21 protein-coding genes, 1 pseudogene and 1 riboswitch are annotated in these 22,484 nt (G+C 73.0%); of the genes and pseudogenes, 15 read left to right on the top strand and 7 right to left on the bottom strand.

The features are described from left to right. Positions 1–11: 11 nt before the first annotated feature. Positions 12–1,454 (bottom strand): uracil-xanthine permease family protein, encoded by a 1,443-nt coding sequence (locus tag F0L17_RS03150; protein ID WP_155069873.1) that lies wholly within the window; start codon positions 1,452–1,454, stop codon positions 12–14. Between the two features lie 652 nt (positions 1,455–2,106). Here F0L17_RS03150 and F0L17_RS03145 point away from each other — a divergent pair. Together F0L17_RS03145 and F0L17_RS03140 are read left to right on the top strand one after the other, a co-directional pair. Then, positions 2,107–2,454 carry a hypothetical protein gene (locus F0L17_RS03145; RefSeq protein ID WP_155069872.1) on the top strand — a complete coding sequence of 116 codons (348 nt, stop codon included), beginning with the start codon at positions 2,107–2,109 and terminating at the stop codon, positions 2,452–2,454. After that, positions 2,451–2,780, top strand: coding sequence for a hypothetical protein (locus tag F0L17_RS03140; RefSeq protein ID WP_155069871.1), 330 nt, complete (start codon positions 2,451–2,453; stop codon positions 2,778–2,780). The genes F0L17_RS03145 and F0L17_RS03140 overlap by 4 nt, the downstream gene beginning before the upstream one ends. A 261-nt stretch (positions 2,781–3,041) precedes the next feature. Here the strand turns inward: F0L17_RS03140 and F0L17_RS03135 are convergent, their stop codons facing one another. Both F0L17_RS03135 and F0L17_RS26955 read right to left on the bottom strand, forming a co-directional pair. Continuing rightward, entirely contained in the window at positions 3,042–3,977 is a 936-nt protein-coding gene (locus F0L17_RS03135; RefSeq protein ID WP_155069870.1) for an NAD(P)H-binding protein, read from the bottom strand. A gap of 103 nt (positions 3,978–4,080) precedes the next feature. After that, positions 4,081–4,482: a hypothetical protein gene (locus F0L17_RS26955; RefSeq protein WP_202917834.1), complete on the bottom strand. Its 402-nt coding sequence runs from the start codon at positions 4,480–4,482 to the stop codon at positions 4,081–4,083. On the opposite strand from F0L17_RS26955, the gene F0L17_RS03125 reads away from it, so the two are divergent. Beyond that, positions 4,397–5,431, top strand: coding sequence for an aminotransferase class III-fold pyridoxal phosphate-dependent enzyme (locus tag F0L17_RS03125; RefSeq protein ID WP_155069869.1), 1,035 nt, complete (start codon positions 4,397–4,399; stop codon positions 5,429–5,431). The genes F0L17_RS26955 and F0L17_RS03125 overlap by 86 nt on opposite strands. An 87-nt stretch (positions 5,432–5,518) precedes the next feature. Here the strand turns inward: F0L17_RS03125 and F0L17_RS03120 are convergent, their stop codons facing one another. Next, on the bottom strand, positions 5,519–6,718 hold the full coding sequence (locus F0L17_RS03120) for an MFS transporter (protein WP_238419245.1): 1,200 nt from the start codon (positions 6,716–6,718) through the stop codon (positions 5,519–5,521). Between the two features lie 55 nt (positions 6,719–6,773). Here F0L17_RS03120 and F0L17_RS03115 point away from each other — a divergent pair, with 55 nt between their 5' ends. The 9 genes from F0L17_RS03115 to F0L17_RS03075 all read left to right on the top strand — a co-directional run bounded on the left by F0L17_RS03115 (position 6,774) and on the right by F0L17_RS03075 (position 14,599). Continuing rightward, the gene (locus tag F0L17_RS03115) at positions 6,774–7,976 is read left to right on the top strand and encodes an ROK family transcriptional regulator (RefSeq protein WP_155069867.1); all 1,203 of its coding nucleotides are present in this window, start codon (positions 6,774–6,776) and stop codon (positions 7,974–7,976) included. Positions 7,977–8,102: 126 nt separating this feature from the next. After that, positions 8,103–8,233, top strand: a riboswitch (FMN riboswitch). A 211-nt stretch (positions 8,234–8,444) separates the two neighbouring features. After that, positions 8,445–9,551: a bifunctional diaminohydroxyphosphoribosylaminopyrimidine deaminase/5-amino-6-(5-phosphoribosylamino)uracil reductase RibD gene (ribD, locus tag F0L17_RS03110; protein ID WP_155073077.1), complete on the top strand. Its 1,107-nt coding sequence runs from the start codon at positions 8,445–8,447 to the stop codon at positions 9,549–9,551. Further along, positions 9,552–10,211, top strand: a complete 660-nt coding sequence (locus F0L17_RS03105; RefSeq protein ID WP_162465713.1) for a riboflavin synthase — start codon at positions 9,552–9,554, stop codon at positions 10,209–10,211. After that, the gene (locus tag F0L17_RS03100; protein ID WP_155069866.1) at positions 10,208–10,912 is read left to right on the top strand and encodes a nicotinamide mononucleotide transporter family protein; all 705 of its coding nucleotides are present in this window, start codon (positions 10,208–10,210) and stop codon (positions 10,910–10,912) included. The genes F0L17_RS03105 and F0L17_RS03100 overlap by 4 nt, the downstream gene beginning before the upstream one ends. A 47-nt stretch (positions 10,913–10,959) precedes the next feature. Continuing rightward, positions 10,960–12,246, top strand: a complete 1,287-nt coding sequence (locus F0L17_RS03095; RefSeq protein ID WP_238420016.1) for a bifunctional 3,4-dihydroxy-2-butanone-4-phosphate synthase/GTP cyclohydrolase II — start codon at positions 10,960–10,962, stop codon at positions 12,244–12,246. Positions 12,247–12,330: 84 nt separating this feature from the next. After that, complete coding sequence (gene ribH / locus F0L17_RS03090; protein WP_162465712.1) at positions 12,331–12,816, top strand: 6,7-dimethyl-8-ribityllumazine synthase; 486 nt, start codon at positions 12,331–12,333, stop codon at positions 12,814–12,816. Positions 12,817–12,849: 33 nt separating this feature from the next. Beyond that, a complete protein-coding gene (locus F0L17_RS03085; protein WP_093849276.1) occupies positions 12,850–13,122 on the top strand; it encodes a phosphoribosyl-ATP diphosphatase in 273 nt (90 codons plus the stop codon). A 93-nt stretch (positions 13,123–13,215) separates the two neighbouring features. Then, positions 13,216–14,064, top strand: coding sequence for an ATP phosphoribosyltransferase (hisG, locus tag F0L17_RS03080; RefSeq protein ID WP_155069864.1), 849 nt, complete (start codon positions 13,216–13,218; stop codon positions 14,062–14,064). 55 nt (positions 14,065–14,119) lie between these two features. Next, positions 14,120–14,599 carry a PH domain-containing protein gene (locus F0L17_RS03075; protein ID WP_162465711.1) on the top strand — a complete coding sequence of 160 codons (480 nt, stop codon included), beginning with the start codon at positions 14,120–14,122 and terminating at the stop codon, positions 14,597–14,599. Positions 14,600–14,633: 34 nt separating this feature from the next. Here F0L17_RS03075 and F0L17_RS03070 read toward each other — a convergent pair whose 3' ends face one another. Next, positions 14,634–16,583: an AAA family ATPase gene (locus F0L17_RS03070; RefSeq protein WP_155073073.1), complete on the bottom strand. Its 1,950-nt coding sequence runs from the start codon at positions 16,581–16,583 to the stop codon at positions 14,634–14,636. A 423-nt stretch (positions 16,584–17,006) separates the two neighbouring features. Further along, entirely contained in the window at positions 17,007–17,657 is a 651-nt protein-coding gene (locus F0L17_RS03065; protein ID WP_238420015.1) for a uridine kinase family protein, read from the bottom strand. Between the two features lie 217 nt (positions 17,658–17,874). Here F0L17_RS03065 and F0L17_RS03060 point away from each other — a divergent pair, with 217 nt between their 5' ends. Together F0L17_RS03060 and F0L17_RS27370 are read left to right on the top strand one after the other, a co-directional pair. Continuing rightward, positions 17,875–19,260, top strand: a complete 1,386-nt coding sequence (locus F0L17_RS03060; RefSeq protein ID WP_155069863.1) for a peptidase C39 family protein — start codon at positions 17,875–17,877, stop codon at positions 19,258–19,260. An 11-nt stretch (positions 19,261–19,271) separates the two neighbouring features. Further along, positions 19,272–19,959, top strand: a pseudogene (locus F0L17_RS27370) (IS5 family transposase); the annotation flags it as partial. An 18-nt stretch (positions 19,960–19,977) separates the two neighbouring features. Here F0L17_RS27370 and F0L17_RS03045 read toward each other — a convergent pair. Next, positions 19,978–20,760 carry a calcium-binding protein gene (locus tag F0L17_RS03045; RefSeq protein WP_155069861.1) on the bottom strand — a complete coding sequence of 261 codons (783 nt, stop codon included), beginning with the start codon at positions 20,758–20,760 and terminating at the stop codon, positions 19,978–19,980. A gap of 1,038 nt (positions 20,761–21,798) precedes the next feature. Here F0L17_RS03045 and F0L17_RS03040 point away from each other — a divergent pair. Further along, positions 21,799–22,473 (top strand): lytic polysaccharide monooxygenase auxiliary activity family 9 protein, encoded by a 675-nt coding sequence (locus tag F0L17_RS03040; RefSeq protein WP_476691282.1) that lies wholly within the window; start codon positions 21,799–21,801, stop codon positions 22,471–22,473. The last annotated feature ends 11 nt before the right edge of the window (positions 22,474–22,484 follow it).

Raw genomic sequence — 22,484 nt, 5'->3', positions numbered from 1 at the left:
AACGGGCGCGGTCACCGCCCGCCGGCGCCGCCGCTCCCGTCCGCGCCGTGCGCGCCGTGCGCGCCGTGCGCGTCGTGCGCGTCGTCCGTGTCGTACGAGGAGGTGCCCTCGTCCAACAGCGGCTTCTGTTCGCGCAGGTGCGCCGGGGCCAGTGCCCGCAGCACGTGGTAGCCGGAGAGCACGACGATGGTGCCCAGCGCGATGCCGTTCAGTTCGAAGGAGTCGGTGATCTCCAGGGTGACCCCGCCGACGCCGATGATGACGCCCGCCGCCACCGGCACCAGGTTCAGCGGATTGCGCAGGTCCACGTCGCCCGCGAGCCAGATCTGCGCGCCCAGCAGGCCGATCATGCCGTAGAGGATCACGGTGATGCCGCCGAGCACGCCGCCGGGGATCGCGGCGATCACCGCGCCGAACTTCGGGCACAGCCCGAACAGCACGGCGAAGCAGGCGGCTGCCCAGTACGCGGCGGTGGAGTAGACGCGGGTCGCGGCCATCACGCCGATGTTCTCGGAGTACGTGGTGGTGGCCGGGCCGCCGACCGCGGTGGACAGCACCGTGGCGGCGCCGTCCGCGCCGATCGCGGTGCCCAGCTTGTCGTCCAACGGGTCGCCGGTCATCTCGCCGACGGCCTTCACGTGGCCCGCGTTCTCGGCGATCAACGCGATCACCACCGGCAGCGCCACCAGGATCGCCGACCACCGGAACTCGGGGGCGTGCAGGGTGGGCAGCCCGATCCAGTCGGCCTCGGCCACCCCCGTCAGGTCCAGCCGCCAGTGGTCGACGGCCTCACCGCCGCCCGCGGGGGAGTGGATCCTCCCGAAGAGCAGGTCGGAGAGCCAGGAGACGACGTACCCGAAGACCAGCCCCAGGAAGATCGCCACCCGTGACCAGAAGCCGCGCAGCGCCACCACGGCCAGCCCGGTGAAGAGCATGGTCAGCAGCGCCGTCCACTGGTCCTGCGGCCAGTAGGTCGAGGCCGTCACCGGCGCCAGGTTGAAGCCGATCAGCATCACCACCGCGCCGGTGACCACCGGCGGCATCACGGCGTGGATGATCCGGGCGCCGAACCGCTGCACCACGAACCCGGCCGCCAGCAGCACCGCGCCGACGACCAGCAGCGCCCCGGTGATCGTCCCGCTGTCGCCGCCGCTCGCCCGGATCGCCGCCGCGACACCGACGAAGGAGAGGCTGGAGCCCAGGTAGCTCGGCACCCGACCGCGCGTCATGAGCAGGAACACCATGGTGGCGACGCCCGACATCATGATGGCGAGGTTCGGATCCAGCCCCATGAGCACCGGGGCGACGAAGGTGGCGCCGAACATCGCGACCACGTGCTGTGCGCCCAGCCCCGCCGTCCGTGGCCACGACAGCCGCTCGTCGGGCCGTACGACGGCTCCGGGCGCGGGCGTCCGCCCGTCGCCGTGCAAGGTCCAGCGCAGGCCGAGGCCCATGGGTGCTCCGTTTCGTGCTGTGAGAAGCGCTCAGATGTGCGATCGGAATTGATCGGTCCACATGCTAGACGAGCGGGCCCGGTGCCCTCGGCGATCGCGGAGGGGCGGGAGACGCCCGCCCCGGGCTCCGGTGGTGGTCCGGTGGTCCGGTGCGCCGGCACGCCACCGACCGGAAGGGGCGGGCGCCGTCCGGCCCGCGCGCGTTCGCCGGAGCCGGTGCGGTCACCGGACGGTAACGGAGCCGGCCGCCGCCGGCCGGATCCGGCCGTTACCCGACGGTGGGCGGAGCATGAAGCCCCTCCGGATAGCCTCCGGGCGTCTTTCGGAGTGTTCTCTCTCGTCAGCTTCCGGCCGCGGCCGACCCGTGTCGAGCGGCGGCGGACAACAGGGGCGGTGGCGCGGTCCTCTCCCTCGACGCCGACCCGGTCGTCGACACCACCGGCCGCGGCTCGCGCACCCCCCTGTGGCTGAAGGAGGCCGGCCATCCGCAGGTGGAGGAGGAGAAGCTCAGGATCGGCCTGGGCTACACCACCCGCCACTACCGGCTGGAGAGCGAGCCGTTCCCCCCGGGGACATCTCCATCGACTCGTCGCGCCCCCCCGACCACCCCCGCGGCGGCGTCTGCGCGCGCATCGACGGCGACCACCGCTACGTGGTGACGGCCTACGGCATCCTCGGCGACCTTCCGCCCACCGAGCCCGAGGGGTTCCTGGACTTCCTCAAGTCCCTCTCCTCGCCCGAGATCCACGAGGCGCTGCTCGACGGCGAACCCCTCGACGACCCCGTGGCGTACCGGTTCCCCGCCGGCCTCCGACGGCGCTACGAACACCTGGACCGCTTCCCCGCCGGGCTGCTGGTGACGGGGGACGCGGTGTGCGGCTTCAACCCGACCCACGCGCAGGGGATGACGGTCGCCGCGCTCGGGTCCCTCACGCTGCGCCGGCACGTCGCCGGCGGCGGGGGCCGGACTCGCACGCCCACTTCCCCAACCACCTGGTGACCTTCGTCCTGGCGCTGGTGCTCTTCGCGGGGGCGACCGTGCCGTTCACCACGGCCGTGCTGAACCCACTGCCGGTGCAGTCCTGGGTTCCGGACATCGCCGTGTACTTCAGCGTCGACGAGCCGAACTGGTCCCTGGCCTGCGAGACCCTGTTCCACCTGCTCTTCCCACTGCTGTACCGGTGGACGGCGCGGATCCGTCCCGAGCGCCTGTGGCGTGGGCGGGCGGTATCGCGGCGATCGTCATGGCGCTGCCCGCCCTCGCCTGCTGGGCGCTCTACATCCTGCCGGCCACCCGGGTCCTGGACTTCGTGCTCGGCATGGTGATGGCGCGGATCGTGCGGACCGGGCGGTGGATCGACATGGGAGTGCTCCCGCCGGTCCTGCTGTTCCCGGGCTGCTACGTGCTGGCCCCGCACCTGCCCGCGGTGTACGGGTTGGTCGCCGCGACCGTCGTGCCGGTGGCGCTGATCATCCCCGCCGTGGCGGTGCCGGATGTCAAGGGGCGCCGGACCTGGTTGCGCAGCCGGACCATGCGGTGGCTGGGTGAGATCTCCTTCGCCTTCTACCCGGTGCAGTGGCTGGTCATCAAGTACGGGCTGAAACTCCTGGGGGAGGGGCGCACGTACTCGGTCGGCGAAGGCGTCGCGCTGTGCCTGCCGGCCTTCGCCCTGAGCCTGGTGGGGCCTGGCTGCTCCACGCCCCGGCGGCGGCCGCCCGGGCGGCGAAGTCGGCGAAGTCGCGGGGCTCACGGCCCAGGACGCGCTGGACACCGTCGGAGAGATAGGCGTCCTTCCCGTCGCGGATCCAGCCGAACAGCTCCGTGAGGAACTCGGCGTCGCCCCGCGGTGTGCCCGCCTCGACGAGCGAGTCCACGTACTCCTCCGGGGCGATCGGCACATAGCGCAGGTCGTCCCGGCCGCAGGCCTTCGCGATCTCCTCGACGACCTCGTGCGTGCTCAACGCCCGGGGCCCGGACAGGGGGTACGTCGCACCGGCGTGGCCGTCCTCGGTGAGGGCGGCCACGGCCACCTCGGCGATGTCCTCGGCGTCGATGTAGGGCTCGCGGCCCTCGCCCGTCGGCAGCCGGAGCTCCCCGGCGAGCAGCGGGTCCCGTAGGACCGCGTCGGTGCCGAAGCTCTGCATGAACCACGTCGGGCGCAGGATCGTCCAGGCGCAGTCGGCCTCCTTCAACGCACGCTCGGTGTCGAGCATGTCGTCGTCGCCGAAGTCCTCCCAGCCGCGCGCCGACAGCAGCACCAGCCGCTCCACGCCGCGTTCCGCGGCGAAGGGGGCGAAGGCGCGCAGCCGCTCGGCCGCGCGCTCGTTCTGAGCGTCCACCGCATAGATGGCGCCCGCGCCGGAGACCGCCGACTCCCAGGTGGACTCGTCGAACCAGTCGAACTTCCAATCACCCGAGCGGGAGGCCGCCCGGAGGTCCTCGCCGCGCTGTCGGAGGAGATTCACCACATGGCGCCCGGTTTTTCCAGTACCGCCGAGAACCGGAAAAGGTTTGCGTGCCATGGGCCCAGTAAAACACGGAAATCGATTCCGAATCGCCTATCCCGGCGCATCGAAAGAGAATGGTGGGAAACAATCGAATAGGGGGCCGCCGCCATGGGGCCGGTCACCCGGAATCGGAGAGGAATCCCTTTTCCGCGGTGGCCGCCTCCTGAAGTCCCGTCCTTTCGCCCGTCTCGAATCCGGCGATGAACGCGCGCTCGCCCAACACCTCGCGCACCCGTGCCGGGATCCGGTCGACGTCCCCGTGTTCGGCCGGTGGCAGAGGCGCCCCGGACGCCTTCCGGGTGGCCGCCGCCGTGCCCGGCAGCCGCGCCGCGCGGGCATGACGACCCGCCAGGGAGTGCGCTCCGGCCAACCCCTCCAGGGCGAGCGCCACGGCCCGGGCGGCGCCGGCGCCCGGGGAGGACGGGTTCGAGCACCTGGCCGCCGGGATCCTGCGCAGGAACGAGGAGCAGCGCTCCCGTCCGCCGCGCTTCCTGGCTCTGGAGGGCGGATTCCACGGCAAACTGGCGGGCAGCGTCCAGCTCACCCACAACGAGGGGCACCGGGCTCCCTTCCGGGCCCTGGCGGCACAGGCCCGCTTCGTGCCGCGCGATCGGCCCGAGGTCCTCAAGGAGATCCTCGCCGAGGAGCGGGCCGTCCTTTTCGACGTCGTCGACGGCGGGTCCGTCGAAGTGGTGGAACGCGACTTCCCGGTGTTCTGCGCACTCCTGCTGGAGCCCATCCAGGATGAGGGCGGAATCCATGTCGTCTCACGCGAGTTCGCCGAGGAGATCCGGCGGTTCTGCGACGAGATCGACTGCCCCGTGATCATCGACGAGATCCAGAGCGGAATGGGGCGGACCGGTGCCCTGTTGGCCGGTTCGCACATCGGTCTGCGCGGCGACTACTACACCCTGGCCAAGACCTTGGGCGGCGGAATCGCCAAGGCGTCCGTGATGCTCGTGCGCCGGGCCCGCTGTCGCCGGGAGTTCGAGATCGTCCACAGCTCGACCTTCGCCAAGGACAGCTTCTCGTGCCACATCGCGCCCAAGGTGCTGGAACTGCTGGAGGCCGACGGGGGCAGGGCCTACCGGCAGGCCGAGGAGCGGGGCGAGGCGCTGCGTGCGATGCTGGAGTCGCTGCGGGCCGAGTTCCCCGACGTGCTCGCGGAGGTGCGCGGCAGGGGGCTGATGCTCGGTCTCGAGTTCCGCGACCAGTCGGACTCCTCGTCGCGGGTCCTGCGGGACGCGGCGCGCGGTGGCATGTTCGGCTACGTGGTCGCCGGACACCTGCTGCGCCGCCACAGGATCAGGACCTTCCCCACCGCGAGCGCCGTCGACACCCTGCGGTTCGAGCCGTCTCTCCACCTCACCGACGAGGAGATCGGACGGCTGGAGACCGCCCTGCGGGACGTCTGCGGCATCCTGCGGGACCAGGACGGCGACCGGCTCGACCTCCCCGCCGGCGACTGACTCCTCCCCGCGTCCGGTGGCGGTCCGGTGCGGCGGTGGGCCGGTGCCCGGACCGTCCCCGGCGGGTCCCGCCCGTGGCCGGCCCGGTCAGTTTCCCGGCAGGTCGGTCCGCGCGTTCTCCCGGCCGTGGGCGACGATGCCGCCGCGGCCGGGAGTGCCCAGCACCCCGGCGGCCAGGACGAGAACGGCCGTGGCCGCGGTGACCAGGCCGAACGAGGCGCGGAGCGAGACGAGTTCGGCGACGGCGCCGATGGCGGTCGGTGCCAGCAGCGTGGTGGTGTAGGTGATGGTGGCGACGCCGGCGATGGCCTGGCCGGGAGCCGGGCCGCTGTGCCCGGCCGCCGCGAAGGCCAGCGGCACCACCACGGCGATCCCGATGCCCAGCAGCGCGAAGCCCGCGGTGCCCGTCACCGGATCGGACGCGGTGACCACCAGTGTCCCGCCGGCGGTGGCCAGCACGCCGCTGACGCGCACGGTGCGGACCGGGCCGATGCGGCGCACGACGGCGTCTCCGGCCAGTCGGGCGGCGGCCATGGTGCAGGCGAAGGCGGTGTAACTGGCGACGGCGACCGTCTCCGAGGCGCCGGTGACGTCCCTGAGGTAGACGCCGGACCAGTCCATCGAGGCGCCCTCGGCGAGCACCGCGCACACTCCCACCAGGCCGATGACCAGGGCCGAACGCGGGGGCAGCGCGAAGCGCGGCGGCGCCTTTTGCTCCGGTGCGGGCCGCGCGTCCGGCAGTCCGCGGCAGATCGGCGGGACGGCGGCGGCCAGGGCGACGGCGGCCGCGGCCAGGTGGAGTCGGGCGTCCAGGCCGAGGTGGACGGCCCCCACCCCGACGGCCGAGCCGAGCAGCGCGCCGACGCTCCACATCCCGTGCAGCCCGGACATGATCGAGCGCCCGTAGCGCCGCTCCACCTCCACGCCCTGGGCGTTCATCGCCACGTCCGCCATTCCGGCGGTGGCGCCCAGGACGAGGAGTGCGGCGCACAGCACGACCAGGTGGGGGGAGAGGGCGGGCAGGGCGAGGGCGGCGCACCACAGGACGAGCAGGAGGCGTACGGCCGCCCGTCCGCCGTGGTGGTGCACGATGCGCCCGGCCGACGGCATGGCGAGCGAGGCGCCGATCGCGGGGAAGGCGAGGGCGAGGCCCAGCTCGCCGTTGCCGAGGTCGAGGTGGTCCCGGAGCCAGGGGATGCGGGTGGTGAAGCTGCCGGAGACCGCGCCGTGGAGCGCGAAGACCACGGCGACCGAGCGCCGGGCCCGGCGTAGGGGAGAGGTGGGCATGGCCATAAATTATCAGGCAGGCTGCCTGATAGAAACTGTCTGCGAGGATTCGGACATGACCCCTGCGCGTACCGCGTCCCCCCGCACAGCCCGCGTCATCAACGACCGGATCGCGCTGGACCTGCTGGTGGAGCACGGGTCCCTGACGGCCGCCCAGCTCAAGGAGCTGACCGGGCTGTCCCGGCCCAGCGTCGCCGACCTCCTGCAGCGCCTCGCCGACGACGGCCTGGTCCGGATCGTCGGCGAGGCGGGCGCGGCCCGCCGCGGCCCCAACGCGCGGCTGTACGGACTGGTCGCCGAACGTGCCCACGTCGCGGCCGTCGACGTCCGGCACGGCAGCGTCTCCTTCGCCCTGGCCGACCTCGCGGGCACCGCGGTCGGCGACGCCGTGCTGTCCGTGCCGGACGAGGGGGAGCCCGGCGACCCCGTGGCGGAGACGGTGACGGCCCTGGAGACGGTGCTGCGCGAGAGCGGCGTGACCACGCTGCACACGGTCGCCGTCGGCGCGCCCGGAATGATCGACCCCGCCACCGGCGCCCTCGGCGGCGGCACCGCCCTGCCCGCCTGGCACGCCCGCGTCCCGGCCGCCCTCCGCGAGCGCTTGGGCGTACCGGTGCTGTTGGAGAACGAGGTGAACCTCGCGGGCATCGCCGAGCACCGACTCGGCGCCGCGCACGGCCGCGACGCCTTCGTCCTGCTGTGGCTGGGCCTCGGCGTGGGCGCCGCCGTCGTCCTGGACGGCCGGCTGCGCCGCGGGGCCTCCGGCGGCACCGGCGAGATCGGTTTCCTGCCGGTGCCCGGCGCCGGCGGGCTGCCCTCGGCCACCGACTGCGACGGCGGATTCCACTCCCTGGCGGGCAGCGCGGCGGTGTGCGCGCTCGCCCGCGAACACCGTCTCCGGTTGCCGCCGCACGGTACGGGGAACGGCCTGCGCGCCGCGGAGGCGGCGGTGCGCGGCGCGGCGTCGGGCGAGACCGGAGCCCGGGGGGAGGCGTTCCTGGACGCGCTGGCCGAGCGGATCGCCGTCGGCGCCGCCGCGATCACCGCCGTGCTCGACCCCGGCTGCGTGGTGCTCGGCGGCGAGGTGGGCCGGGCCGGAGGGCGGGTGCTCGCGGCCCGGGTCGCCGAGCGGTTGTCCGGGATGTCGCCGCTGGCCACCGAAGTGCTGTGCGGCACGGTCGAGGGGAGCCCGGTCCTGGGGGGCGGCCTGGTGACGGCCCTGGACGCGGCGCGGCGGGACCTGTTCGCCCCTCGGTGACGCCTCCCGGTGGCGCCCCTCGACGACGGCCGCGGTGACGGGAGCGGGCGCCCGCTGTGAGCCGGCCCACAACCGTGGGCTCGTGCCGCCCGCGTCCGGCATGGCACACTGGTGCCGTACCAATGTCAGCGCACTCCGGGGTCGGTGAAACTCCGAACCGGCGGTTACAGTCCGCGACCCGACCGCAGCCAGCGGCCGGTTGACCAGGTGAAATTCCTGGACCGACGGTCAAAGTCCGGATGGGAGGCAGTGCGCGGCGGCCGTGATGTCGGCCGGTACGCCGTCGTCGGCGGACGACCGCACGCCCTTCCGGGCGAGCGGGTCCGCCCGGTCGCCGGCGTTCCGTCCCGTACGCGCGACCGCCCGGTCGTTCCGCGACCGCCCCGGAGTCCGTGCCCGAAGAGGCAGGAGGACCCGGTGGCCCCCGAAGCCGCAGCACCCGCCGCGCGGAAGCGCGAACGCGAGGCCATGCGCCGTGCCGTCGCCCTCGCCGCCCGCGGACTCGGCTCCACCAGCCCCAACCCCGTCGTCGGCTGTGTCGTCCTCGACGCCCTCGGCCGGACCGTCGGCGAGGGCTGGCACCAGCGCGCCGGAGGCCCCCACGCGGAGGTCCACGCCCTGACCGAGGCGGGCGGCGCGGCCCGCGGCGGCACCGCCGTCGTCACCCTGGAGCCCTGCGACCACACCGGACGCACCGGCCCGTGCACCCGGGCCCTGATCGAGGCCGGCGTCACCCGGGTGGTCTACGCCGTCGCCGACCCCACCCCCGACGCGCGCGGCGGCGCGGCCACCCTCGCCGCCGCCGGGATCGACGTCGAGGGCGGACTGCTCGCGGCCGAGGCCGCCGAGGTCAACGCCGCCTGGCTGACCTCGGTGCGGCACGGCCGCCCCCACGTGCGCTGGAAGTACGCCGCCACCCTCGACGGCCGCACCGCCGCCGCCGACGGCACCAGCCGCTGGATCACCTCCGCCGAGGCCCGCGCGGACGTCCACCGGCTGCGCGCCGAGGCCGACGCCGTGCTCGTCGGTTCCGGCACGGCCCGCGCCGACGATCCCCACCTCGCCGTCCGCGGGGTGCCCGGCGCCGTCCAGCCGCTGCGCGTCGTCGCCGACACCGAGGCCGACGCCGTGAAACCCGGCGCCCGCGTCCTGGACGACGTCGCGCCAACCGTCGTGGCGGTCGCCGACGACCTGCCCGGCGACGCCACCGCCCACCTCCACGAGCACGCCGAGGTGTTGCGGATCCCGCGCGCCGCCGCAGGCCGCGGTCTGGACGTCACCGCGCTGCTCGCCGCCCTCCACGCCCGCGGCGTGCGGTCGGTGCTGCTGGAGGGCGGGGCCACCCTGGCCGGCGCCTTCGTCGCCGCCCGCGCCGTCGACCGCGTCACCGCCTACCTCGCGCCGGCCCTGCTGGGCGCCGGGCCCGCCGCCCTCACCGGCGGCGGAATCACCACCGTCACCGAGGCGTTGCGCCTGGCGGTTGCCGGTGTCGAGCGGATCGGACCCGATCTGCGTGTCGACGCCACCCCCGCGCCCGCCGCCTCCGCCGCCGCCTCCGAGCCCAAGGAGTCCTGAGTGTTCACCGGAATCGTCGAAGAACTGGGCGAGGTCGTCGCCGTCGAGGAGTTGGCCGACGCCAGTCGCTTCCGACTGCGCGGCCCCCGGGTCACCGAGGACGCGAAGCACGGCGACTCGATCGCCGTCAACGGCGTCTGCCTGACCGTCGTGGAGACCGCCGACGGCGAGTTCACCGCCGACGTCATGGCCGAGACCCTCAAGCGCTCCGGCCTCGGCGCCCTCGTCCCCGGCGACCGGGTCAACCTGGAGCGCCCCATGGCGCTCGGCGGACGACTGGGCGGCCACCTCGTCCAGGGGCACGTGGACGGCACCGGCACCATCATCGAGCGCGTCCCGGGCGAGAACTGGGAGGTCGTGCGGATCTCGGCGCCGGACGGGCTGGCCCGCTACATCGTCGAGAAGGGCTCGATCACGGTGGACGGCGTCAGCCTCACCGTCGTCGAGGCGGGCGAGGAGGACTTCACCGTCAGCCTCATCCCCACCACCCTCGCCCTGACGACCCTGGGCGTGAAGGGCGTCGGCGATCCGGTCAACCTGGAGGTCGACGTCCTGGCCAAGTACGTCGAGCGGCTGCTCGGCCACCGCACCCCCGAGGGACGCGCCGCCCCGGCCGCCCCGGCCGCCGCCCCCGTCGACATCGCCGAGGTCGTCCGATGAGCGCCCTCGACTGGCTCGACGCCACCCTCAACGGCACCGCCTTCGAGGCCTTCGGCCAGCCCGTGAAGTGGTCCGACATGGTGGGCAACGTCATGGGGCTGGTCGCCCTCGCCCTCGGCTGGCGCCGTTCGGTGTGGACCTGGCCCGCCCAGTTCCTGGCCGGCCTCATCCTCGTCGCCGCCTACGCCTCGGCCCAGCTCTCCGGCGGTGTCGGCAAACAACTGCTCGTCATCGGCGTCGCGGTGTGGGGCTGGCGCCAGTGGCGGCGCGACGCCGGCGCGGGGGAGGCGGCCGCCGAACCGGCCGCGGGCGGGACCGACGACGGCAGGATCACCGTACGGTTCGCCACCTGGCGCGAACGCGGCCGGCTGCTGGCCGGCACGGCCATCGGCACCCTCGCCGTCGGCGGCCTGTTCACCCTCTTCCCCGCACTGTCCTGGAACCCCTGGCCGGACGCGTACATCTTCGTCGGCACCCTGGCCGCGATGGTCGCCCAGGCCCGTGGACTGGTGGAGTTCTGGTTCGCCTGGCTGCTGGTGGACCTGGTCGGCGTCCCGCTCGCCTTCGGCAGCGGCCTCGCCTTCTCCGGCCTCGTCTACGTCATCTACCTCGTCCTCGTCCTGTGGGGTCTGCGCGACTGGTGGCTGCGCTCCCGCACGGAGGCGGCGAACGTCCCTGCCACGGAAGGAGTCGCGGCATGACCGTGCTGCACGACTGGAGCCCGCGCACCGCCGAAGCCGGCGGCGCCATGGACGACGCCCTCGACGGCGCCCCGGCCCTGGACCCGGTGGAGCGCGCCATCGCCGACATCGCCGCCGGTCGCCCGGTGGTGGTCGTCGACGACGCGGACCGCGAGAACGAGGGCGATCTCGTCGTCGCCGCCGAACTGATCACCGCCGAGACCGTCGCCTTCATGATGAGCGAGTGCCGGGGCCTGATCTGCGCCCCGATGGAGGCCGACGAACTCGACCGGCTGGACCTGCCGCAGATGGTCCGGAACAACACCGAGTCGATGGGCACCGCCTTCACCGTCTCCGTGGACGCCTCCGCCGAGCACGGCGTGACCACCGGCATCTCCGCCGCCGACCGGGCCACCACCATCCGGATGCTCGCCGACCCCGCCTCCGCGGCCGGCGACTTCGTCCGCCCCGGCCACGTCTTCCCGCTGCGCGCCCGTCCCGGTGGCGTCCTGGAGCGTCCCGGGCACACCGAGGCCGGCGTCGACCTCGCCCGGCTGGCCGGTCTGCGCCCCGCCGCCGCCATCGTGGAGATCGCGGGGGAGGACGGCACCATGCTGCGCCTGCCCGAACTGGTGCCCTTCGCCCGCAAGCACGGCCTGTCGATCGTCTCCATCGAGGACCTGATCGCCCACCGCCGCTCCTCGGCCCCGACCGCCCGCCCGGAGCCGACCGTCCGTCGCGAGGCCACCACCACCCTGCCCACCGCACACGGCGCCTTCCACGCCCACGGCTACCGCTCCGCCACCGACGGTGTGGAGCACATCGCCCTGGTCGCCGGCGACGTCGCCGCCGGCGAGGACGTCCTGGTCCGGGTGCACTCCGAGTGCCTGACCGGCGACGTCTTCGGCTCGCTGCGCTGCGATTGCGGCCCCCAGCTGGAGGACTCCCTGCGCCGGGTGGCCGCCGAGGGCCGGGGCGTGGTGGTCTACCTGCGCGGTCACGAGGGACGCGGCATCGGCCTGCTGTCCAAGCTGCGCGCCTACCAACTCCAGGAGCGGGGCCGTGACACCCTCGACGCCAACCTGGAGCTCGGTCTGCCCGCCGACGCCCGCGACTACGCCGCCGCCGCCCAGATGCTCATCGACCTCGACGTGCGCTCCCTGCGGTTGATGACCAACAATCCCGACAAGGTGGAGGCGCTCGCCCGCCACGGACTGCGCGTCACCGGGCGGGAACCCATGCCCGTCCAGGCCGGCGAGCACAACCTGCGCTACCTGCGCACCAAGCGGGACCGGATGGGGCACGACCTGCCCTGGCTGGACGGCGCCCCCGTCTCCGCCTGCCACAGCCAGTGACCGGGCGGGGCCGCCGCCCCGCCCGCCCGCACCCCCACCCCGACCACCGCACCCCACCCACACCCACATCGCACGAGGAGCAACGTGAGCGGCAAGGGCGCCCCCGAACTGACCGTCAAGAACTGCGGCGACCTGCGCGTGGCCGTGATCGCCGCGCAGTGGCACGAGAAGGTGATGAACGGCCTCCTGGACGGCGCGCTGCGCGCCCTGGGGGAGCTGGGCATCCACGAGCCCACCGTGCTGCGCGTCCCCGGCAGCTTCGAACTGCCCGTCGCCGCCAAGGTCCTGGCCGCCCGCGGCTACGACGCGGTCGTCGCGCTCGGCGTCGTCGTCCGCGGCGGCACCCCGCACTTCGACTACGTCTGCCAGGGCGTCACCCAAGGGCTCACCCAGGTCTCCGTCGAGACCGGGGTGCCCGTCGGCTTCGGCGTGCTGACCTGCGACACCGAGGAGCAGGCCCTGGACCGCGCCGGGCTGGAGGGTTCCACCGAGGACAAGGGCCACGAGGCGGTGACGGCCGCCGTGGCCACCGCGGCCGCCCTGCGCACGGTGGCCGAGCCCTGGCGGTGAGCGGGAGCACGGGCGGCGTAGGGTAGGGGCACCATGGCGAACAAGACATTCGAGGAGCTCTTCGGCGAGCTCCGGCAGAAGGCCGCCACCGGCGACCCCGCCACCTCCCGTACCGCCGAGCTGGTGGCGGCGGGCGTCCACACCATCGGCAAGAAGGTGGTCGAGGAGGCCGCGGAGGTGTGGATGGCCGCGGAACACGAGGGCGCCGAACGCACCGCCGAGGAGATCTCCCAGTTGCTGTACCACCTTCAGGTGATGATGGTCGCCCGCGGCATCGACCTCGACGACGTATACGCTCACCTGTAGACGGACCACGGACCGCGCTCCGGCGCGGGCCCACCGGAACCCCACGGCGGCCCCTCCGCCGCCCCACGACGACACGAAGGAAGAGACCACCGCATGTTGCGCATCGCCGTCCCCAACAAGGGTTCACTGTCCGAGCCTGCGTCGGCGATGCTCCATGAGGCCGGCTACCGGCAGCGCAAGGACCGCCGTGAACTGGTCCTGGTCGACACCGACAACGAGGTCGAGTTCTTCTTCCTGCGCCCCCGCGACATCGCCGTCTACGTGGGCTCGGGGAAGCTGGACATCGGCATCACCGGCCGTGACCTGCTGCTGGACTCCGGCGCCGCCGCCGAGGAGATCCTCCGGCTCGGTTTCGCCGGCTCCACCTTCCGCTACGCCACCCGCCCCGGCACGGCACGGAACGTGGGCGACTTCGGCGGCATGACCATCGCCACCTCCTTCCCCGGCCTGGTCTCCAAGCACCTGGCCGACAACGGCGTCGACGCCTCCGTCGTCCGCCTCGACGGTGCGGTGGAGACGGCCATCCAGCTCGGCGTCGCCGAGATCATCGCCGATGTCGTCGAGACCGGCACCACGCTCCGCAACGCGGGGCTGGAGATCATCGGCGAGCCGATCCTGGAGTCCGAGGCCGTCGTCATCCGGCGCACCGGAGCCCCCGAGGACGACCCCAAGGTGCGGCAGTTCCTCCGCCGCATGCAGGGCGTCCTGGTGGCCCGTCGCTACGTGATGATGGACTACGACATCCGCGCCGAGAAGGTCGAGCAGGCCGTCGCCCTCACCCCCGGTCTGGAGTCGCCCACCATCTCGCCGCTGCACCACGAGGGGTGGGTCGCGGTGCGCTCCATGGTCCCGGCCGGGGAAGCCCAGCGGATCATGGACGATCTGTACGAGCTGGGCGCCCGAGCGATCCTCACCACCGGAATCCACGCCTGCCGACTGTGAGGCAGGCCCCCACGACCGACGCCCCGAAACGAACCACCGGAGAGCGACGACGCCCGTGTCCACCCCCGCACCCCAGCCCGGCACGGAGCCCTGCCCCGACCTGCCGGTGACCTTCCGCCCCGCCCGCACCCGGATCGTCCTGCTGGCGGTCGGCGTCGCGATACTGGTCACCCTCACCGTCATCGCGATACTGCTGGAGGGGCTCGGAACGGGGGAGCGGGCCAGTTTCGTCCTCACCGGCCTGCTGTTCCTGGGCGTCCTGGCCTTCCTGGGCCGCCCGAAGGTGGTCGCCGACACCGACGGCGTCACGGTCGTCAACCTCGCCACCACCCGCCGGCTGGAGTGGGCGGAGATCATCAAGGTGAACCTCCGCACCGGCGACCCCTGGGTCCTGCTGGACCTCTCGGACGGCACCAACCTGCCCGCCATGGGCATCCAGCCCGGCATCGCCAAACAGCGGGCCATCCGGGACGCCAGGGCCCTGCGCGCGCTGGTCGAACGGCACGGTACGGGACGGGGCCGGGCGGAGGACTGACCCCGCCCTCCGTCCGGCCCGACCACCGCGTCGGTCAGACCTGGGGCGGAGGCTCGTGGCGCGGCCCCTCGGGGCCGCGCCCGGAGAGCACCTCCCCGTAGGCCTGCATCAGGTCCGGCAACCGCAACGTCGACAGGTCCTCGCGGGACGGTGTGCCCGGGTAGCCCGACAGCCGCAGGTCCCGGTACGCGCAGGACTTCTCGTACAGCGTGCGCAGGAAGCGCCCGTTGCCCAACTCGTCGACCCACCCCTGGTCCACCACGTGACCGCTGATGCTGCGCAGCTCCTCCAGGGCCTCCTCGTCCCACACGTCGCCGTTCTCGGCCGCCAGCACCCTCCCGATGGCCGTCAACTCCAGCGGCCGGTAGCTGGGGAAGTCCACCCGGGTGGTGAAGCGGGAGCTCAGCCCCGGATTGGCGGACAACAACCGGTCCATGCCCTCCGGATAGCCCGCCAGGATCACCACCAGCCGGTCCCGGTTGTCCTCCGCCCGCTTCAGCAGCACCTGGAGCGCCTCGTCGCCGTACGCGTCGCCCTTGGAGTAGCCGGTGTTGGAGAGGCTGTACGCCTCGTCCACGAACAGCACGCCGCCCAGCGCCGAGTCGATCAGCTCGTTGGCCTTCACCGCCGTCTGGCCCAGGTACTCGCCCACCAGATCGGACCGCTGGGCCTCCACCAGGTGGTCTCCGCCCAACAGCCCCAGCGCGCAGAAGACCTTCCCCAGGATCCGCGCCACGGTCGTCTTCCCCGTCCCCGAAGGGCCGGAGAAGACGAAGTGCCGTTTGGGCGGCTGGACGGGCAGCCCCCGCTCGGCGCGGAGCCGCGCCATGTGCAGCTGCGCCGACAGCGCCCGCACCTGCCGCTTGACCGGCTCCAGACCGACCATGCGCTCCAGGCGTTCCATCGCCTCGGCCAGCATCGCCGGGTCGGACGGCCCGGTGGGGAAGGCCCCGGCGTTCCGGTGGTCCGGGGAACCCGCCGCCCGCCGCCGCGGGTCGTCGGACTCCACCGGCGCCGGTCCGTCCGGCTCCCCCGGCGGGGCGACGGGGGACAGGTCCTCGACGGCCGGGTCGGCGCCGTCCGTCCCGACCGGGCCGAACCCCCCGGCTCCGGACGGCGGGTCGGTCGCGGGGCCGGTCGCGGGGTCGAGCACGTCCGGACCGGTGCCCACCGTCACGGACGCGACCGCGTCCGGCGGCGCGGCGTCCAGCCCGTCCCCCTCCGCGATGGCGGTGAGCCGGGCGGAGGTGTCCATGAACGCCGGATCCACCCGGTGCACCGCCCGGTACAGGGGCAGCGCCGCCGCGCTGCGTCCGGTGCCCTCCCGGGCCCGCGCCAGCCAGTAGCGCAGCTCCTTGCGCTGCGGCTGCTCGCTGCGGCAGCGCATCAGGGCCGCGGCCAGCAGCGGCTCCGCCTGCCCGTACATCTCCAACCGCACCCGGGCCATGCCCGCGAACAGGCTCGCCTCGATGCCCAGCAGCGGGTCGTCCACCAGCGGGTCGGTGTGCCGGACCAGCAGCTCCCAGTCCTTGGCGAGGTAGGCGCGGCAGGCGTGCAGGAACCGGACCTGCGGGTCGGTCTCCACCGGAGGGCACTCGGCCAGGGCCCGGTCCAACTCGGCGACGTGGCGGCCGTCCAACCAGTGGGAGGCGTGCGCCAGCAGCAGGTCGCGCTCGGTCTCCAGCACCGGCTGCACCCACCACCCCAGCCAGTACCAGGAGTTCAGCGGCCGGTCGTGCCGGGCGCGCTGCTCGCCGAAGCGGTGACGGTGCTCGTGCATGCGCAGCAGGGCCGTGGTGGTGTCGACGCGCAGGGCGTGCAGGCCCAGCCAGGCGTCGGCCATGCCCGGATCGAGCCGTACGGCGGCCCGGAACTCCTCCTCGGCGTGTGCGTAGCCGCCCACGGTGTACGCGTCCACGCCACGCAGCCAGGCGAGATCGGCGGGGGCGTGCGGGCCCCGGGTGTCCTGCGTGCCGTAGCCCATCACGTCACCCACGAAACGTCCCCCGGAGGTCTGTGCCGGGCGGTCACCCGGCGGCGGTGGCGGTGCCCAACGGCCGTACTGCGGACGGGAGTTGCCACGGACGGCAGGACAAGAACCCGGCCGACCACGGCCTTTGGCATGGTACCCGCGCCGCGGTTTCGGTCGTAGACGGCGTAGGAGCAGGCCGGAGGGACCTCGCGGGGGAGGGGAGGAGCCGGGACATCACACAGGGTGAGGCCGGGGCGGGTGCGTCCGGGCAGAACGAAGCCCCCGATCACGGGGGAACAACCGGGGGCTCCGCACTACGAACGGCCCGTCAGACCGCTCAGGGAGAACGTAGAACCAGGACCGGGCGGCGGTCAAGCCGAAGCGCGCGGGAGCGCGCCGGCCGACGGACGGGGGGAACGCCTCGCCGAGGGGACGTCACTCTCGGTGAACGAGCGGGGTGTCGTCGTCCGCCCCGCGCGGCCCGGACAGCACCAGATACCCCTCGGGGCACGGACGCACCAAGTGGTCGCAGTGCGGGCGTGAGGGGTCGGCGGCGAAGTGGCGGTTCTCCGCGCGCTCCCAGCCGTCCCAGAAGTCCGCCAGCCGGGGGCCGTCCCGACGCCGCCCGCGCGCCCAGGCCTCCTCGCGCGGCAGGTCCGTCCACAGCAGGTGCGCCAGATGGGGGCGCAGGGCCCGACGCCCCGCGCCCACTCCTTCCACGAGCACCACCGGCGCGGGCGGCAGCGTGCGCGCCCTGTCGAACACCCGGTGCTCCCAGTCGTAGATCCGGTGACGAGCGGGCTCACCGCGGGAGAAGGGGGCGATCACCTGGTCCAGGACGCGTCCGGCCCAGTCGAAGAGCGCGTCGTGGTCGGCCAGGTCGTCCAGATGGAGCACCGGAGCCCCGCCGAGCGCCTTCGCCAACCGGCCGGCCAGGGTGCTCTTCCCCGACCCGGCGTGCCCGTCGATCCCCACCAGCCGCACCGGACCGCAGGACGGCGGCAGCCCGCGCAGCAGTCGGGCGAGGCCGGCGAGGTCGCGAGGCGCGGGCGGCGGCCCCGAAGACGCGTCGAAGGAGCCGGACATCACCGCTCCAGCGTACGGCCACCCAGGTGACACCACTGGTCGAGACCAAAGTTTTCCCGAGTGCCACGGTCCCCGCCACTGGCAGGGGGCCCCCGACGGCGGCAAGATGTGGACATTCCGCGGTGCATCCGTCGCGCCACCGTACGTAGCCACACGGCACCCGCCAGCGGACCGACACGTCCACCGAACCCACGGAAGGACCGGGGTACCTACCGCCATGACCGACAGCACAGCGGCCACCCGCCGTACCGTACTCGCCGCCGCCATCGCCACAGCCGCGACCGCGGCCGTCGTTCCCTCGGCCGTCGCCTCCCCGCTCGTCGCCGCCCCCGCCACCCCGCGGAACGTCCGGCGCCGAAGGGGCGGATCCACCGTGGACTACCACGCGTGGACCTCCGCCACCGACTGGCGCTCCGGCACCGGACGGGGCACCCGTGTGGCGGCCGGACGACGCCCCGGCATCGCGATCGCCGCGCCCGCCGGCACCGTCGACCACACCGACCCGCACACCGACCGCACCGCCACCTGGGAGTACGCCACCTGGACCTCGCCCGTCCACCGTCTGCCGGTGCCCGCGAGCGAACTCGTCGCCTCCTGGAACGCCCACACCCCGGCCGGGACCTGGATCCGGATCGAGATGCGCGGCACCTACACCGACGGCACCGACACCCCCTGGTACACCCTGGGCGTCTGGGCCTCCGGCGACGAGGACATCCGCCGCACCTCGGTGGACGACCAGGGCGACGGCAAGTCCAGCGTCTGGACCGACACCTTCGCGATCGACGACACGGACACCGGTCCGCGCCTGGCCGCCTACCGGCTGCGCGCCACCCTCCACCGCGCCCCCGGCACCGACGCCACCCCGACCGTCTGGCGGCTGGGTGCCATGGGCTCCGACGTTCCCGCGCGCTTCGAGGTCCCGGCCACCGAACCGGGCGTGGCGGCCGGCGTCGAACTGAACGTGCCGCGCTACTCGCAGAACATCCACATCGGCCAGTACCCCGAGTACGACAACGGCGGCGAGGCCTGGTGCAGCCCCACCTCCTCGCAGATGATCATCGAGTACTGGGGGCGGAAACCCAGCGCCGAGGACCTGGCCTGGGTCGACTCCTCCTACGCCGACCCCCAGGTCTGCCACGCCGCCCGCTTCACCTACGACTACCAGTACTCCGGGTGCGGCAACTGGCCGTTCAACACCGCCTACGCGGCCACGTACCACGACATGCAGGGCATCGTCACCCGCCTGGACTCCCTCGCCGACGCCGAGCGCCTGGTCCGCGCGGGCATTCCGCTGATCACCTCCCAGTCCTTCCTGGAGGCCGAGCTCGACGGCGCCGGCTACGGCACCGCCGGTCACCTGATGACCGTCATCGGCTTCACGAAGGACGGCGACGTCATCGCCAACGATCCGGCCGCCGACAGCAACGAGGCCGTCCGCCGCGTCTACCAGCGCCGCCAGTTCGAGAACATCTGGCTCCGCACCAAGCGCTACGACGCGAACGGCCGGGTCAGGAGCGGTACGGGAGGCATCTGCTACATCCTCTTCCCGGCGAGGCCGGCACCGAGTCAGCACCGGGTGCTACGGGAGCTGGGCATCTGCTGACAGGCCATCTCATTGGGCGTGGTCGGTGGTCCGCGGGTGTGACGCTCGTGGAGCGGTTGGCGCCGGACGAGCTGTGGGAGCTGTTCCAGCGGGTGGCGCCACCCGCTCCGGCCCGGCGGCCGCGAGGTGCCGGCCGCGATCGTCTCCGTGGCCACCTCCGGCCGCACCTGGCAACAACCGCCGTCGGCGTCCTTCGGCCCATCCGGGGCCACGGCCCACCGACGGTTCGCCAAGTGGACCCGGCCCCGGTTGTGAGCCAGGCTCCACCGCCTGGCCCTGGACGAACTCGGCGCCCGCGGCGAGCCGGGCCGGACCCGTCGCGCGGCCGACTCGGTGACCATGCGGGCGCTGAAAAGGGGAAAGCCGGCCGGCCCGAATCCCGTCGATCGAGGCGAGTACGGTTCGAAGATCCGTCCATCACCGACCGGTCCGGTCTGCCCTTCTCGGTGGGCATCCCCGGCGCCGACACCCACGACAGCCAGGCCCTCGTCCCGCTGGTGCGTGGCATTCCGCCGATCCGCTCCCGCCGCGGCCGACGGCGACAAGGGCTACGACCACGCCCACCTACGACGATGGCTCCGCAGCCGCGGCAGCACCCCTCGCATCGCCCGCGAGGACGTCGACTCCTCCGAACGGCTGGGCCTGCACCACCGGAGAATCGAGCGGACCTTCACCTGGCTCGTCGGCTGCCGCCGACTCGCCGAATGAAGTGACCTGTTACGGGAGGACGATGTTGCGGCCGGGTCCGCCTTCGAGGGTGTCCTTTCCGGCACCACCGAAGACGAGGTCGTCGCCGCCTTCGCCGTCCAGTGTGTCGTTGCCGGGGCCGCCGAGGACGATGTCGCGGCCGTCCCCGCCCATGGCGTGGTCGTCGCCGGGGCCGGCGTACACGGTGTCGTCACCGCCGTAACCCTCGATCATGTCGTCGCCCCGGCCGCCCCACATCCGCTGGTTGCCGCTGTCGCCCATCAGGTGGTCCGTGCCGTCGCCGCCGTGCAGGGCCGCGGGTCCCATGACCATGTCGTTCCCCGCGTCGCCCAGCACCGTGCGTGCGGTGTGAGCGTGCAGTTCGTCGTCACCGGGGCCGCCGCTGACGGTGCCGATCCCGGGGGTGAAGGCGGCGATCGTGTCGTTGCCGTCGCCGAGGAAGACGTCGATCCTGTCGGGCCGGGGGCTGTCGGCGGGCAGTTCGCAGACGACGGAGGTGGTGTCCTCGGGTCTGGAGTACGCACAGTGGTTGCCCGGTTCGAGCGGGACCACGTCGCTGAAGCCGATCCGCCGGATCCCGTCGCTGGTGTACATGGAGAATACGTTGAGGTTGTTGGTCTGTCCTGCAGCGGCGGTGAAGACGATCGACTGAGTTGCCCAGTCGGCTCCGACGCGGGCCTTCGCCTCGGCGGCGGTGGCGGTGGCGGCGGCGGCGGATGCCGGGCCGACGGCGAGGCCGGCGGTGAACAGGGTCACGGCGACCGCGCTGACGGTGGCTCGGGTTCGGTTCATGAGACCTCATCTCGGTGGAGTGCCGGTGGACCGAACTGCTTGGCGTGGTGCTGCCGGGGACGGGGCGGACCCGGTCGTGAAGGTAGTCTCCCCGGCCGGCCCGGATCCGCAAGACCGCGGATTGATGCGGCGTCATGGTAAGCCGATGTCGCTCCGGAAGTGATGGTCGGGCTTCTTCGGCCGGGCATGTTCCCGGTGCGCCGTGGCAGGTCTGCCGGCTCGATCCCGGCTCGGCGAAGACGAGTCGGTCGACGCAGTCGATGGTTGGGGTGGTCGGAGGAGCGGAAGGCGACTGCCCGGGTGTGGGCGGAGGGCTCGGCGGGGGAACCGCCGGTGGGGAACTGGCGACGGCCGAGCCGCAGCCCGTGCCGCCCGCTCGCCGCGGGGCAGCCCTGTTCGGAACAGCCGTGTCGGCAAGTGTGGAACGGCCCCGGGCGTGATCGGCCAGGTCTCTTCTCCATGGCCTGGCTGGCGGTCTACCGGGAAGTGTTCCGGCGCCTGGTCCGCGAGCGATTTGGGGCCGCGGCGGCGGCCCAGGTGAGTCGGAGCGCACCGGGACTGATCCGCGTTGCCGGCGGCTTCCCTCGCCACGGCATCCATCCTCCGGCGCCGTCGGTTCGGATCGGAGGAGTGCGCACGTTCCCGCCGCGTGCCATCGGCCGCGTTTCCCGCCCGATGCGCCATGCGGTCGCAGCTCCCACCAGGCGTTTTGCCCGGCGAGGCCGACTCGGGTGTACGGAAGCGCACCGTCGGTGCCTGGGATCTCGCGTGGTGCGGAACCGGACAGCCCTCACGCCAGGACCAGGTCCCGTTGCCGTGCCGCGGGTGCCCCTCCCCGGTGTCGCCTCGCACGCCGGCCCGGGCCGCATCCTCGTTTTCGGTCCCGGGAACGGTTCTGACTTCCGGCCCACGGCAGATTCCCTGCTCGCCACCCACCCCTGTGATCAACTTCGTATGTTTCATTGACATTTCACTTGGAAGTCGTATCGTTGGGAGCGCTCCCATTGCAGCCTTGCAACTGGAAGGATCTCCCCCCACATGCGTAAACAGAGTCCGTTAAACGGGCGTTCGCGGTTGTCCCTCCGCCGGCCTCTCCAGGCGCTCGTCATGGTGTTCGCCGTGGTTGTCGGCGCACTGACCTGGACGGCCCCCGCCCAGGCTCACGGCACCATCGTCAACCCCGCCTCCCGCGCGTACCAGTGCTGGAAGACATGGGGCAGCAACCACACGAGCCCGGCCATGCAGACCGAAGACCCCATGTGTTATCAGGCGTTCCAGGCCAACCCTGACACCATGTGGAACTGGATGAGCGCGCTCCGCGACGGCCTCGGTGGCCAGTTCCAGGCGCGGACCCCCGACGGGACGCTCTGCAGCAACAACCTCTCCAGGAACGCCAGCCTGAACAAGCCCGGGCAGTGGAAGACGACCAACGTCAGCAACAACTTCACGGTCCAGCTGCACGACCAGGCGTCCCACGGTGCCGACTACTTCAGGGTCTACGTGAGCAAGCAGGGCTTCAACCCCAAGACCCAGACCCTGGGCTGGGGCAACCTCGACTTCATCACGCAGACCGGCCGCTTCGCCCCGGCGCAGGACATCAGGTTCAACGTCAACACCTCCGGGTACAGCGGACACCACATCCTGTTCGTGATCTGGCAGGCCTCGCACCTCGACCAGGCCTACATGTGGTGCAGCGACGTGAACTTCGGCTGAGCCGGAGAGCG

Source organism: Streptomyces taklimakanensis (assembly GCF_009709575.1).
In the GTDB taxonomy this organism is placed as follows: Bacteria; Actinomycetota; Actinomycetes; order Streptomycetales; family Streptomycetaceae; genus Streptomyces; species Streptomyces taklimakanensis.
The sequence above is the reverse complement of the archived record's forward strand: the minus strand, read 5'-3'. Positions and strand labels throughout refer to the sequence as shown.